Here is a 12455-nt window from a genome sequence, read left to right as displayed (position 1 = left end):
GTCAGTCCCTCGCCGCCCCGCAGGTATCGCAGCGTCGCCTGCAGGGCTCAGCCGCCGAAGATGTCCACGAAGCGCAGGCGGTTGTCCTCGGCATTGTCCAGCGCCTCGGCCGGATCGAACTCGATCAGCTCGATCTCGTCACGCGACGGGAAGCCCGCGGGCGGCGTGATGTCCGGATGCGCGGGCAGATAGCCCTGATCGGCGGCGAGCTGCTGACCCTCGGGCGAGAGCAGGAAGTCGACGAAGGCCTGCGCGGCCGGCACGTTCTGCGCTGTGGACAGGATCGCCACCGGCTCGGTCACGGCGGACACGCCCTCCTCGGGGAAGACGAACTCGACCGGGGCGCCGTTCGCCTTCTCCCGGATCGGGAGGAAGTCGACGACGAAGCCGAACATCTGCTCGCCGCCCGCCACGGCACGGTAGGTGCCGCCATTGCCGCCCTGCGGGTTCGCACCCTGCTCGGCGAGGCCTTCGTAGAGCTCCCAGCCCAGATCCGGATGGCCGGTCAGCGCGGCCATGTGGATCGTCGCGGCCCCGGAGGTCAGCGGCGAAGGCATCGCGATCTGCCCCTCCGCCTCGGGCCGCAGAAGGTCCATGTAGGAGGTCGGCTGGAAGGGTGCTGCCGTGTTGTAGACGATGCCCGTCGTGATAAGCTTGGTGGAGAAGTAGTGCCCCTCGTCATCCATGATCGCCGGGTCGTAGGCGGAGGTGTCGGCCTCGGCATAAGGCATCAGCCGCCCCTCGGCCTCCAGCCCCTCCATCGTCACCATGTCGGCGATCAGCAGCACGTCGGGCTGGGGGTTGCCCGCTTCGAACTCCGCCTCCAGCCGAGCCATGATGCGGGTGGTGCCGTCGCGCACCCACTCCACCTCCACGTTCGGATAGGCGGCGGTGAAAGCGTCAACGGTCGCCTGTGCATCCTCGTTCGGCTGCGAGGTGTAGAGCACGAGGGGACCGGACACGTCAGTGTTCTGCGCGTGGGCCACGCCGGTCAGGGCGAGGCCGGCCAGCAGGGCCGGGATCATCTTTTTCATCGGACATTCAACTCCATGTCGGGCCGAGCCGGGGGGATCGGCATTCCACGGAGCCTCCACCTAAATGCGAAAGGTGACAGTCCTGTTGCACCCGGTCTTAGCCGGGATCCGGCGCGAGGTTGCGGGCGACCCGCTCCCGGAACTGGGCCGACGTGTTGCCGGAGGGATAGGGCTGGTCCGGCACCGGGACGCCGAGGAAGGCGCAGAGCGGCGCCCACCCCGCACCGACCGGCAGTTCCAGAAGGCGTTCCGGCGGGATCGCGGCCCGCACGGCGGCGTTGTGCGCCTCGAAGGCGGACAGAGCGGCAGCGCGGTCCGTGAGATCCGGGCCGATGAGCCGTTGCAGGATGGTCTCGGTGAGCTCCGCGATGGCGTTCCGATGCGGCGGGGTGTGGCGGCCTTTCAGGGCGACGAAGGGCAGGATGGTCTGCTCCAGGCTCGCCCACCATGCCTCCGCCTCGCGCAGGGTCAGGATCACCTTCGCCTCGGGAAAATGCCGCGTCGTCTCCCGCCAGTAGGCCGCCCCCGGCCAGTCCACCTGTGCTTCGAACCCGGCGAAGAGCGCATCCCAGTCCGGCGCTGCACCCCCACACACCACGTCATGCCAAGGCGGCACCAGCACGGGGTCGTCGCGCAGCGCGTACATGTGGTGGCAAGGTGCGAAGCCCAGCTCGATGAGCGCGTTGCGCAGGCTCTCCGTCCCCGTGCGGCCGAGGCCCGCGCCGATGATCTGCAATGCCATGCCGAGGCTCCCTTCCCGTCCCGCGATCCGTCTTACACCGCTCGCGCCCGGTCACGAAGCCGTCAGCTTGCGGTTGAACCCGGCGGCGCGCAGATTTTTTCAACCCGCGGACCCCTTCTTTTTCTCGGCTTTCCGGCCCTTGCGGCCCGAAATCACCCTGCGGTTGCCGTTCCACGGCGCGGAAGCACTGGCACAGTTGCGAAGGTTCGCCTACTTCACATCTGTCCGCAACGCCTGGCGCAACCGTGAGGGGCGGTGGCAGGCGATCATTCAAGGCCCGAAAGTGGCCGAACGTGACAACTGGAGGTATTACCAATGAAATCAGCAGCGATCCTCGTGACGAGTGCCCTCGCGGCGACGGCGTCCTTTGCTCAGGACCGCAGCGACTGGCCGGGCAGCTTTACCGTGGCCACGGCTTCGCAGGGCGGCACCTACTTTGCCTACGGCTCCGGCTGGGCGAACCTGGTGGCTGACGAGCTCGGCCTGTCCGGCGGGGCGGAGATCACCGGCGGCCCGGGTCAGAACATGGCGCTGGTCCACACCGGCGAGGCGGCCTTCGGCATGACCACGATGGGCCCGGCGGCCGAGGCCGTGGCGGGTGAGAGCCCGATCGCGCCCGGTCTGCAGATGACCAATGCCTGCGCGATGTTCCCGATGTACCAGACGCCGTTCTCCGTGACGGCGCTGACGTCCTCGGGCATCAGCTCGATCGCCGATATCCCGGCCGGCGCACGCATCGGCTTCGGCCCGGCGGGCTCCACCTCCGACACTTACTTCCCCCGGATGATGGAGACGCTGGGCGTCGACTTCGAGCGGCGCAACGGCTCCTGGACCGACCTCGGCGGCCAGCTCCAGGACGGCCTGATCGACGTGATCGCGTTCGCCGCGGGCGTTCCGGTCCCGGCGGTCAGCCAGCTCGAGGTACAGACCGACGTGAACATCATCGAGTTCACCGAGGAAGAGCAGGCGACGATCCTGGAGGCCTTCCCGGTCTCCGAGTTCGCGATCACCGCCGACACCTACACCACGCTGGAGGCGGATGCCCGCTCGGTGTCCATGTGGAACTTCGCGATCGCCAACTGCGATCTGCCCGCCAGCATGGTCAACGCCGTGGTCGACGTGATCATGAGCGACAACGAGCGGATGGTGAACATCCACCGCGCCGCGGCCTCCACCGTGCCGGAGAACTGGGACAAGAATGCCGGCGTCCTGCCCTGGCACCCGGGTGCGGCCCAGTGGTTCATCGACAATGCGGGCGCGGAGATCCCCGAGGATCAGATCCACGCCCAGTAAGCCCCGACGCTCCTGAACGGGAGGCCGCGCAACACACGCGGCCTCCCACTCACATTTGATGACCAGACCCTTGCCGGACGCTCCGGAATGGGGGAGACCGGCTTATGGCTACGCACACCGAACCGCAGGACGACCAGACCGACGGCCCCGTGATCGCGGAGGGCGTCGACGACGAACCGGTCGAACGCAATCGTCGCGTCTTCACCGGCCCGACCTACCTGGTCATCGCCGTGATGTCCGCGGTCTACGCGCTGTTCCACATGGCGGCCCTGAACGGCTGGTCGATCCGGGAGTGGACGGGCGTGACCGTGCCGCTCCTGCCCGTCTTCCCGCTGGAGACCTGGAACTTCCGTATCGTCCACATCGCGGGTGCGGTGCTGCTGGGCTTCATTCTCTACGCGCCCCGCGAGTTTCCCGATGACGACCGCGGCGGGCGCCATCCGCTCGATCTGCTTGCCTGGGCAGGCATGCTGCCCGCGCTCTTCGCCTGCTGGACGGCGCTGGGCTTCGCCGCGCAGATCCGCGACGGGGTGATGTGGAACGGGGTCGATACCGGGATCCGAAGCGAGGAGATCTGGCAATACGGTGTGCCGCTGATCGCGGCCACCGCGCTGGGCATCGTGATCGGCTGGCTGCGCCCGCGGGTGCGCGGGGCCATCGCGCCGGCGGACCTGCTGCTGGGCGTCTGCGGGATCGGCGTCGCGATCTATCTCATCACGATCTACGGCACGCTGATGCGCAGCTCGACCGGGACGCCCTTCGCGCCGATCGGGATCAGCCTCGCCGCCGTGGCGGGCACCGCGCTGATCATGGAGCTCACGCGCCGCGTCGCGGGCCTCGCCCTGATCGTTATCGCCGCCGTCTTCCTGATCTACGTCTTCGTCGGGCACCTGCTGCCGGGCTTCCTGAACGCGCCAGCCATCGCGTGGGAGCGGTTCTTCAGCCAAGTCTACACCGATGCCGGGATCCTGGGCCCGACCACGGCGGTGTCGTCCACCTACATCATCCTCTTCATCATCTTCGCGGCGTTCCTGCAGGCCTCCAAGGTCGGGGACTACTTCGTCAACTTCGCCTTCGCGGTCGCCGGCCGGGCGCGCGGTGGCCCGGCGAAGGTCGCGATCTTCGCTTCCGGCCTCATGGGCATGATCAACGGGACGAGTGCCGGCAATGTGGTCGCCACCGGCTCGCTCACCATCCCGCTGATGAAGAAGGTCGGCTACCGCCCCACCACCTCCGGCGCGGTCGAGGCGGCCGCGTCCACCGGCGGGCAGATCATGCCGCCGATCATGGGGGCGGGCGCCTTCATCATGGCGGAGATCACGGGCATTCCCTACACCGAGATCGCGATCGCCGCGATCATCCCCGCGATCCTCTACTTCGTCTCGATCTACTTCATGGTGGACTTCGAGGCGGCCAAGCTCGGCATGCGCGGGATGCGCGACGACGAGCTGCCGAAGTTCCGCGACATGGCGCGGCGCGTCTTCCTGTTCCTGCCGATCCTGATCCTGATCGTGGCGCTGTTCCTCGGCTACTCCGTGATCCGGGCGGGCACGCTCGCCACGATGGCCGCGGCGGTGGTGAGCTGGCTGACGCCCTACCGCATGGGGCCGCGCTCGATCTCCAAGGCGTTCGAGATTGCGGGCTACATGTCCATCCAGATCATCGCGGTCTGTGCCTGCGCGGGCATCATCGTCGGCGTGATCTCCCTGACCGGGGTCGGCGCGCGCTTCTCCTCGATGCTCCTCAACATCGCGGAGGCGAACCAGCTCATCGCCCTCTTCTTCGCCATGTGCATCGCGATCCTGCTGGGCATGGGGATGCCCACGACGGCGGCCTATGCGGTGGCGGCGTCGGTGGTGGCACCGGGCCTCGTGCAGCTCGGCATCCCGATGCTGACGGCGCATTTCTTCGTCTTCTACTTCGCCGTCGTCTCGGCGATTACGCCACCAGTGGCACTGGCGAGTTACGCGGCGGCTGGCATATCCGGATCGAACCCGATGGCAACGTCGGTCGCGTCCTTCAAGATCGGGATCTCGGCCTTCATCGTGCCGTTCATGTTCTTCTACAACTCCGCGATCCTGATGGACGGAAGCTGGTTCGAGGTGATCCGTGCAGGCACCACGGCCGTGATCGGCGTGTTTCTCCTCTCCTCCGGCGTGCAGGGCTGGTGGGTCGGGGACCGGGCGAACGCTTTGTTCCGGATCGGCCTGATCGTCGTGGCGCTCTTCATGATCGAGGGCGGCTTGATCTCCGACCTCATCGGGATCGGCGGCGCCGTCGGCCTGTTCCTGCTGGCGCGGATGGTGCGCGGAACGGCGCAGGCCTGAGCCTCTTGCCGGGGGCGGGAGCCTCCGGCGGGCGTATTTTGCGGAAAGATGAAAGTCTAGCGCGGGGCGGCGGCTCGGCGCAGGCGGTCGTTGATGGCACGGCCGAGCCCCGTGTCCGGGATCGGCGCGACGGCGATCCGGTCAGAGGCGGCATCGGCGGCGCGCAGCAGGGCGAAGAGCCGGGCCGCGGCCTCATGCAGATCTCCTGTGGGCGACAGCGACCAGTCCGACGGTCCGTCGCCGAAGCGCAGCCAGAGCTCATCCGCCTCCGGCACCTCCACGTTCAGCCGCAGTCGCGCCTCCGGTGCGTAGTGTGAGCTGAGCTGGCCCGGTGCGTTAACCCCACCCGCATGCTGCGCCAGCGGACGGCCAAGGGCGCCCTCCAGCGCCTCCACCGCCACGCCGCCAGGGCGTAGCAAGACCGGCGTTTCGCCATCCCAGCCCACGATCGTCGACTCCAGCCCGACTTCGCACGCCCCGCCATCCAGCACCGCCGCGATCCGTCCGTCGAGACCGTCGAGCACGTGCTCCGCCGTTGTCGGGCTGATCCGACCGGAGGGGTTGGCGCTGGGTGCCGCCACAGGACGGCCCACGGCGCTAAGCAAGTCGCGCGCCACTGGATGCGCGGGCACTCGTACCGCAAGCGTGTCGAGCCCGGCGCTCGCGAGCTCCGACACCGCGTCGCTCCGGCGGGGCAGGACCAGTGTCAGTGGGCCGGGCCAGAAGGCCGATGCCAGGGCATGGGCTTGAGGTGTGAAGCTGACCAGCCCCTCCGCCATCGCGAGGTCCGCAACGTGCGCAATCAAGGGGTTGAAGGCCGGCCGCCCCTTCGCGGCAAAGACCCCGGCCACCGCGCGGCCGTTCGTCGCATCGGCGCCGAGGCCGTAGACCGTCTCGGTCGGAAACGCGACCAGCGCGCCCCGTTGGAGCAGGCGCGCGGCCTCCGAAATCCCTTCCCGATCGGCCGAAAGACGCTGCGTTGCAGCATTTTCGGTGCCGCCGCGTTCTTCTTGTCTGCCTTCGGCGCTCACCCTAGCCTCTGCCACAACTTCGGGAATTCGATGGGTAGTGCCATGACTTATGCTCCGCCGCTGCGCGACATGCAATTCACGCTCGACCAGGTGATCGGCGCGAAACGTCTGGCCGAGACGGAGCTCTACGCCGAGGCAACCGCCGAAACGACCGAGGCGATCCTGACCGAAGCGGGCAAGCTCGCCGCCGAGATCCTCTATCCCGTCAACCGCAGCGGCGACCTCAACCCCGCCCGGCTGGAGAACGGTGTCGTGCGCACCTCCCCCGGTTTCGCGGAAGCCTACAAGGCGATTGCCGAGGGGGGCTGGGTCGGCATCAACGCCGATCCGGAGTTCGGTGGCATGGGCCTGCCGATGACGCTGACCACCGCGGTGGGCGAGATGATGAACTCCGCCTGCCTGTCGCTCGCCCTCAATCCGCTGATGACCCAGGGCCAGATCGAGGCGCTGGAGCATCACGCCTCCGCCGCGATCAAGGAACTCTACCTGCCGAAGCTCATCGCGGGCGAGTGGACAGGCACGATGAACCTGACTGAGCCGCAGGCGGGCTCCGACGTCGGTGCGCTGCGCTCGAAGGCGGAGCCGAATGGCGACGGGACCTACGCCATCACGGGTCAGAAGATCTACATCTCCTGGGGCGATCACGACGTGGCGGAGAACATCTGTCACCTCGTCCTCGCCCGCCTGCCGGACGGCGTGCCCGGGACGAAGGGCATCTCCCTCTTCCTCGTGCCGAAGTTCATCCCGAACGAGGACGGCTCGCTCGGTGTCGCCAACTCCCTCAAGCCGATCAGCCTGGAGCACAAGCTGGGCCTCCACGGCTCGCCCACCGCGGTGATGGAGTTCGACGGCGCCACCGGCTGGATGGTCGGGCCGGAGCATGGCGGCATGGCCGCGATGTTCACCATGATGAACAACGCCCGCCTCGGCGTCGGTGTACAGGGCGTCGGCATCGCAGAGGCCGCCTATCAGAAGGCGCTCGCCTACGCGCTCGACCGCAAGCAGGGCAAGAGCCCCACGGGCGACACCGGCTCCATCATCGACCACGCCAACGTGCGGCGGAAGCTGATGCACATGAAGTCGCTGACGCAAGCGTCCCGCGCGATCTGCCTCGACTGTGCCTTCTCGCTCGACATGGGTCGCGCGACGGAGGGCGAGGAGGCCGCGAAGTGGAAGGCGCGCGGCGCGTTCCTCACGCCCATCGCGAAGGCCTTCGGCACCGATACCGGCTCCGAGGTCTCCGATATCGGCATCCAGATCCACGGCGGCATGGGCTTCGTGGAGGAGACGGGCGCCGCCCAGTACGCCCGCGACGTGCGCGTCACCCGGATCTACGAGGGCACCAACGGCATCCAGGCCATGGACCTTGTCGGCCGCAAGCTGATGGACGGCGGTGCGGCGGCCGAGGCGCTGCTGGGCGAAGTCGAAGCGACGGCGAAGGCCGCGCAGACCGCCCACCCCGATCTCGCGGATGCGCTGCAGGACGCGGGTGAGACCGTGTGCGACGCGCTCGACTGGATGCTGAAGTCGGGCATGAACGACCGGTTTGCGGGCTCGCTGCCCTTCCTGCGGGCCTTCGCGCTGGTCCTCGGCGGTCATTACCTGTTGCGCGCGGCACTGGCGGGCGGCGACAGTCATCTTGCGGTCGCACGTTTCCATATCCTCCAGCTCATGCCACAAGCGGCGGCGTTCTGCACCGCGGCCACGCAAGGTGCCGCCCCGCTCTACACCCTCGACGCGGAGGCGCTGGCCTCCTGACCGGCGGCGGGGGCAACCCGGAAGGACTGCCGATGCTCCGCCTCACCGCCATCGCCCTGTGCCTCGCCACTCCAGCCCTCGCCGATCTGCGGCAGACGGGGCTGGAGGTGGTCACCGGATGGGTCTCCATCATCTCCTCCGCCGATGAGGAGAAGATCGCGCGGACCCTGGCGCCCGAGTACCAGATCCAGCGCGCCGGCGGCGTCGGCTACGACCGCGACGCCTATCTCGCTTACGGCCTGCCCACGATCAGCACCGATACGCCCCCGCGCGTCGAGATCGTGGAGGTCACCGGCGATGAAGACCTGATGGTCGTCCGCTGGGCACTGACGATTGACGCCACCGTCGAGGGAGGTCACATCACCCGGCAGGCGCCGCGCCTCACCGTCTTCCGCCGGGAGAACGAGAAATGGATGGCGGTCGCCCACGCGAATTTCGCCGTGCCGGAGTAGAGACTTGCCCGAAGACGCCGCCAGCCTGATCCGCTTTCCGATCGCCGAACCGCCGGGGGAGGGCGAGATGATCGAGGTGGCGGACGGCATCCTGTGGGGCCGCATCCCGCTGCCGATGGTGCTCAACCACATGAACGTCTACGCGCTCGACGACGGCGACGGCTGGACGATCGTGGATACCGGCGTCGACACCTCGAAGACCCGCGCCGTGTGGGAGGCGCTGCTCGCAGGCCCCCTCGCAGGCAAGCCGGTGCGCCGCGTGCTGCTCACCCACCACCACCCCGACCATGTGGGCCTCGTCGGCTGGTTCCAGGCGCGCGGGGCGGAGCTGGTGACGACGCGCACCGCCTGGCTCTTCGCACGGATGCTGACGCTCGATGTGCAGGAGGCCGCGACGGAGGAGGCGCTGACCTTCTACCGCCGCGCCGGGATGGATGCGGAGCGGATCGCCATCCGCGCCGCACAGCGCCCCTTCAACTTCGCCGATATCGTCCACCCCATGCCCGTCGGCTACACCCGCATCGCGCAGGGCGACACGCTGCGCGTCGGCGGGCGCGACTGGACGGTCCATGTCGGCAACGGCCACGCGCCGGAGCATGCGACGCTCTGGTCCGGCGACCTGATCCTGGCGGGCGACCAGATCATCCCCGGCATCTCCTCCAATATCGGGGTCTATCCGACGGAGCCGGAGGCCGATCCGCTCGGCGACTGGATCGAGAGTTGCCATCGCCTCGCAGCGCTGGCCGGTCCGCACCACCTCGCGCTGCCGGGCCACAAGCTGCCCTTCACCGGCGTGCCCGCCCGCCTGCGCCAGCTCATCGAGAACCACGAGAACGCACTGCCGCGGCTGCTGGAGTTCCTCTCGGAGCCCCGCCGCGCGCCCGACTGCTTCCCGCTCCTCTTCAAGCGCACCATCGACGACGGCACCTACGGCCTCGCCCTGGCCGAGACGGTGGCCCATCTCAACCATGTCTGGCACGAAGGACTGGTGACACGAACACTGGCGGAGGACGGGGCATGGCTGTGGAGAACGGCATAGAGACGACGGCGGAAGCGGCGGAGGCCTCGGTCCTCTCCCGCGCGGTGCATACCGGCGGACAGGACTGTGCGGAGAACGCAAAGAAGCCCGCGAAGCTCGGCACCGGCAAGGGCAAGTCGCCCGCCCAGTGGGCCTATGAGCGCATCGCCCTCTACATCCGCAAGTTCGAGGAGACGCTGGACAGCGAGCACGAGGTCGGCATGGGCTTCGTCGGCACCGAAATGGGCGTGATGCACGTCCAGGGCATGGGCTGGTTCGCGCCCGACATCGTCACCTTCTACGGCGTCGATGCGCGCGGCGGAAAGATGCAGCTCATCCAGCACGTCACCCAGCTCAACGTCGCCCTGCGCGCCGCCCCCCGCCAGCAGGAGACAGCACGCCGCATCGGCTTCGAGCTGGCTCAGGCGCTGGAAGAGCCCGCCTGACTTGCACCACGCGGCCCATCGTGTAAGACGGCATCGGTCCCGAATTGGAGAGCAGCATGGCCGACGATAACAACAAGGAGCACGAGCACGGCTCCATGGACATCACGGATCAGGAGAAGACGTTCGGCGGCTTCGTGACCTTCTGCATCCGGTCCATCATCGTGATCCTGATCGTCCTGATCTTCCTCGCGATCTTCCGCACCTGATACCTGCGCCACCCCGGACCTGCTCCGGGGCCGCGATGACACGACCCAACCGCCCCGGACCCGATCCGGGGCCCTTTGGAGCGTCGTGACTGAACGGTCCCGGCGCTGCGGCCGGGACGGTTGCGCCTAGGGCCGCCGCGGCGCCCCGTCGCGCATTGGCAGCGCCCGTACGTTGTGGGCGGTCAGCGTCCCGACCTCCTCCCCGTCCAGCACGATGCAGCTCAGCTCCCCGCCGAAGACCGCGCCGGTATCGACGGCGATCCGCTGGGGGTAGCGCTCCACCTGGTCATAGACCGTGTGGCCATGCACCACGGTGAAGGGCAGGGGGCCCGCATAGTCGAGCCAGCCCTCGCGGATCCACATCAGGTCGTCATCCTCCTGATCCTCCAGCCGCCGGTCCGGCCGCACGCCCGCGTGGGTGAAGACGTAGTCGCCGATCCGCCGCCAGCGCGCGAGCCCGTCGATGAAGTCCACATGCGCGCCCGGCACCGCCTCCGCTGCCGCGTCGTGCCAGAGGTCGGAGCGGTCGAGCGTCACCTCACCGCCGATCTCGATCCCGTAGCTCGCCAGCGTCTCCACCCCGCCCAGCTTCTCATGCAGCCAGTGATAGCCCTTGTGCCGCCACAGGCGCGGGTCCTGCCAGCCGGGTTGGGTGACGTAGCGCATGAACATCCTGTCGTGGTTGCCGCGCAGGTTGATCCATTCGGGATTGTCCCCGGCGATCAGCCAGTCGACCACGCCGCGGCTGTCCGGTCCCCGGTCCACGTAGTCGCCCAGATGGACGATCCGCACCTCGCGCCCTGCATGCTCCGCCCGGTCGCGGGCGATCCAGCCGTGGACCTCGCGCAGCTTGTCGAGCTCCCCGTGGATATCGCCGATCGCGTAGATGCGGATGCCGTCCGTCGCCATGTCGTCCCCTTCAAAACGAAGCCCCCGCTCCAAGATGGGGCGGGGGCTCGAAAGACAACGGCCGGATCGCTCCGGCCGGGTCGCTCCATGTCGATCTGCTTAAAGGAGACCTTCGCGCTGTGCCTTTTTACGAGCCAGCTTGCGCGCGCGGCGAACGGCCTCGGCCTTCTCGCGGGCACGCTTGACGGAGGGCTTCTCGTAATGCTGCCGGAGCTTCATCTCACGGAACACGCCCTCGCGCTGCAACTTCTTCTTCAGGGCGCGGAGCGCCTGATCGACATTGTTGTCGCGAACCTGTACCTGCACTTGTCTTCACCACCTTTCAGGTAAAATTGCGGAATTGCAGGAGTGCGCTAGATAGGCGGATAATCCGCACATGTCCACCCCGTAGCCGAGAGTTGCCATGATCGATCAGCCGGAAATCGTTGAGACATCGGGTGAAAACCCGCGGGACAAGGTGCTGGATGCCGCATTGATGCACGTGCCCTTCGACGGCTGGTCCGAGGCGACGCTGAAACGCGCCATCGCCGATTCGGAGCTGGAGCCGGGTTTGGCGCGCAGTCTCTTCCCTCGCGGCGCCGTCGATCTGGCGCTCGCCTTCCACATGCGCGGGGACGAGGAGCTCGCCGCCTGGCTCGCCACAGCCGACATGACCGGCATGGGCATGACGGCAAAGATCACGCGGGCGGTCCGCAAACGCCTCGAACTTATCGAGGGCGAGCGCGAGGCGGTGCGCCGGGGTGCCACGCTCTTTGCCCTGCCGATGCACGCCGCCGACGGGGCGAAGGCGATCTGGAACACCGCCGACACGATCTGGTCCGGCCTCGGCGACGGCTCGCGCGACATCAACTGGTATACCAAGCGCGCGACGCTCTCGGGCGTCTACTCCTCCACGGTGCTCTATTGGCTGGGCGATGACAGCCTCGGCAGCGAGAAGACCTGGGCCTTCCTCGACCGCCGCATCGCCGACGTGATGCGGATCGAGAAAGCGAAGGCCTGGGCGAAGGACACCCCGATGGCCCGCGCCTGGGCCGCGGGACCGGGCCGCGTCCTCGACCGAGTGACCGCGCCCAACGTCCGCATGCCGGGCCGCTGGCGCCGCCCCTGACGTGCCGTCCCGGCCGCAGCGCCGGGACCTTTCGGTACGACGTGCTGCGGGAGACCCCGGATCAAGTCCGGGGTGGTATCACTCGAAGTGCCCTCCAAGTCGGGCGCGGCCCTCATCACATAAAGGCGAAA

General features: G+C 68.1%; 13 protein-coding genes. 8 read left to right on the top strand and 5 right to left on the bottom strand.

Annotated elements, in window-relative coordinates:
* Positions 1-47: 47 nt before the first annotated feature.
* Both I0K15_RS08595 and I0K15_RS08590 read right to left on the bottom strand, forming a co-directional pair.
* The gene (locus tag I0K15_RS08595; RefSeq protein ID WP_196105025.1) at positions 48-1034 is read right to left on the bottom strand and encodes an ABC transporter substrate-binding protein; all 987 of its coding nucleotides are present in this window, start codon (positions 1032-1034) and stop codon (positions 48-50) included.
* Between the two features lie 97 nt (positions 1035-1131).
* On the bottom strand, positions 1132-1776 hold the full coding sequence (locus I0K15_RS08590; protein ID WP_196105024.1) for a sulfotransferase family protein: 645 nt from the start codon (positions 1774-1776) through the stop codon (positions 1132-1134).
* Between the two features lie 315 nt (positions 1777-2091).
* On the opposite strand from I0K15_RS08590, the gene I0K15_RS08580 reads away from it, so the two are divergent.
* Both I0K15_RS08580 and I0K15_RS08575 read left to right on the top strand, forming a co-directional pair.
* Positions 2092-3069, top strand: a complete 978-nt coding sequence (locus tag I0K15_RS08580) for a TAXI family TRAP transporter solute-binding subunit (protein ID WP_196105022.1) — start codon at positions 2092-2094, stop codon at positions 3067-3069.
* A 104-nt stretch (positions 3070-3173) separates the two neighbouring features.
* Positions 3174-5396, top strand: coding sequence for a TRAP transporter permease (locus tag I0K15_RS08575; protein ID WP_196105021.1), 2223 nt, complete (start codon positions 3174-3176; stop codon positions 5394-5396).
* Between the two features lie 56 nt (positions 5397-5452).
* On the opposite strand, the gene I0K15_RS08570 is transcribed toward I0K15_RS08575, so the two are convergent.
* On the bottom strand, positions 5453-6427 hold the full coding sequence (locus I0K15_RS08570; RefSeq protein WP_196105020.1) for an L-threonylcarbamoyladenylate synthase: 975 nt from the start codon (positions 6425-6427) through the stop codon (positions 5453-5455).
* A 42-nt stretch (positions 6428-6469) separates the two neighbouring features.
* Between I0K15_RS08570 and I0K15_RS08565 the strand changes: the two genes are divergently transcribed.
* From I0K15_RS08565 to I0K15_RS08545, 5 genes are all read left to right on the top strand, one after another.
* Positions 6470-8185 (top strand): acyl-CoA dehydrogenase, encoded by a 1716-nt coding sequence (locus tag I0K15_RS08565; RefSeq protein ID WP_196105019.1) that lies wholly within the window; start codon positions 6470-6472, stop codon positions 8183-8185.
* A gap of 32 nt (positions 8186-8217) precedes the next feature.
* Entirely contained in the window at positions 8218-8637 is a 420-nt protein-coding gene (locus I0K15_RS08560) for a nuclear transport factor 2 family protein (protein ID WP_196105018.1), read from the top strand.
* 67 nt (positions 8638-8704) lie between these two features.
* The gene (locus I0K15_RS08555; RefSeq protein ID WP_196105423.1) at positions 8705-9676 is read left to right on the top strand and encodes an MBL fold metallo-hydrolase; all 972 of its coding nucleotides are present in this window, start codon (positions 8705-8707) and stop codon (positions 9674-9676) included.
* Positions 9655-10101, top strand: a complete 447-nt coding sequence (locus I0K15_RS08550; RefSeq protein ID WP_338420766.1) for a hypothetical protein — start codon at positions 9655-9657, stop codon at positions 10099-10101. Before I0K15_RS08555 ends, I0K15_RS08550 begins: the two co-directional genes overlap by 22 nt.
* A gap of 56 nt (positions 10102-10157) precedes the next feature.
* Positions 10158-10307 carry an aa3-type cytochrome c oxidase subunit IV gene (locus I0K15_RS08545; RefSeq protein WP_196105017.1) on the top strand — a complete coding sequence of 50 codons (150 nt, stop codon included), beginning with the start codon at positions 10158-10160 and terminating at the stop codon, positions 10305-10307.
* Between the two features lie 126 nt (positions 10308-10433).
* On the opposite strand, the gene I0K15_RS08540 is transcribed toward I0K15_RS08545, so the two are convergent.
* The gene (locus tag I0K15_RS08540) at positions 10434-11216 is read right to left on the bottom strand and encodes a metallophosphoesterase (RefSeq protein WP_230374356.1); all 783 of its coding nucleotides are present in this window, start codon (positions 11214-11216) and stop codon (positions 10434-10436) included.
* Positions 11217-11315: 99 nt separating this feature from the next.
* Positions 11316-11522 carry a 30S ribosomal protein S21 gene (gene rpsU, locus I0K15_RS08535; protein ID WP_196105016.1) on the bottom strand — a complete coding sequence of 69 codons (207 nt, stop codon included), beginning with the start codon at positions 11520-11522 and terminating at the stop codon, positions 11316-11318.
* 97 nt (positions 11523-11619) lie between these two features.
* On the opposite strand from rpsU, the gene I0K15_RS08530 reads away from it, so the two are divergent.
* Positions 11620-12324 carry a COQ9 family protein gene (locus I0K15_RS08530; protein ID WP_196105015.1) on the top strand — a complete coding sequence of 235 codons (705 nt, stop codon included), beginning with the start codon at positions 11620-11622 and terminating at the stop codon, positions 12322-12324.
* Positions 12325-12455 lie beyond the last annotated feature (131 nt).

Origin of the sequence: Pontivivens ytuae, assembly GCF_015679265.1 — a bacterium.
Lineage (GTDB): Bacteria > Pseudomonadota > Alphaproteobacteria > Rhodobacterales > Rhodobacteraceae > Pontivivens > Pontivivens ytuae.
Note: the sequence above shows the minus strand (reverse complement) of the source record. Positions and strands in the feature narration are given on the sequence as shown.

Bases quoted from the DNA above. Each gene is read 5' to 3' on its own strand.
- I0K15_RS08595 (WP_196105025.1), bottom strand. From the start codon at position 1,034: ATGAAAAAGATGATCCCGGCCCTGCTGGCCGGCCTCGCCCTGACCGGC.
- I0K15_RS08590 (WP_196105024.1), bottom strand. From the start codon at position 1,776: ATGGCATTGCAGATCATCGGCGCGGGCCTCGGCCGCACGGGGACGGAG.
- I0K15_RS08580 (WP_196105022.1), top strand. From the start codon at position 2,092: ATGAAATCAGCAGCGATCCTCGTGACGAGTGCCCTCGCGGCGACGGCG.
- I0K15_RS08575 (WP_196105021.1), top strand. From the start codon at position 3,174: ATGGCTACGCACACCGAACCGCAGGACGACCAGACCGACGGCCCCGTG.
- I0K15_RS08565 (WP_196105019.1), top strand. From the start codon at position 6,470: ATGACTTATGCTCCGCCGCTGCGCGACATGCAATTCACGCTCGACCAG.
- I0K15_RS08560 (WP_196105018.1), top strand. From the start codon at position 8,218: ATGCTCCGCCTCACCGCCATCGCCCTGTGCCTCGCCACTCCAGCCCTC.
- I0K15_RS08555 (WP_196105423.1), top strand. From the start codon at position 8,705: ATGATCGAGGTGGCGGACGGCATCCTGTGGGGCCGCATCCCGCTGCCG.
- I0K15_RS08550 (WP_338420766.1), top strand. From the start codon at position 9,655: ATGGCTGTGGAGAACGGCATAGAGACGACGGCGGAAGCGGCGGAGGCC.
- I0K15_RS08545 (WP_196105017.1), top strand. From the start codon at position 10,158: ATGGCCGACGATAACAACAAGGAGCACGAGCACGGCTCCATGGACATC.
- I0K15_RS08540 (WP_230374356.1), bottom strand. From the start codon at position 11,216: ATGGCGACGGACGGCATCCGCATCTACGCGATCGGCGATATCCACGGG.
- I0K15_RS08530 (WP_196105015.1), top strand. From the start codon at position 11,620: ATGATCGATCAGCCGGAAATCGTTGAGACATCGGGTGAAAACCCGCGG.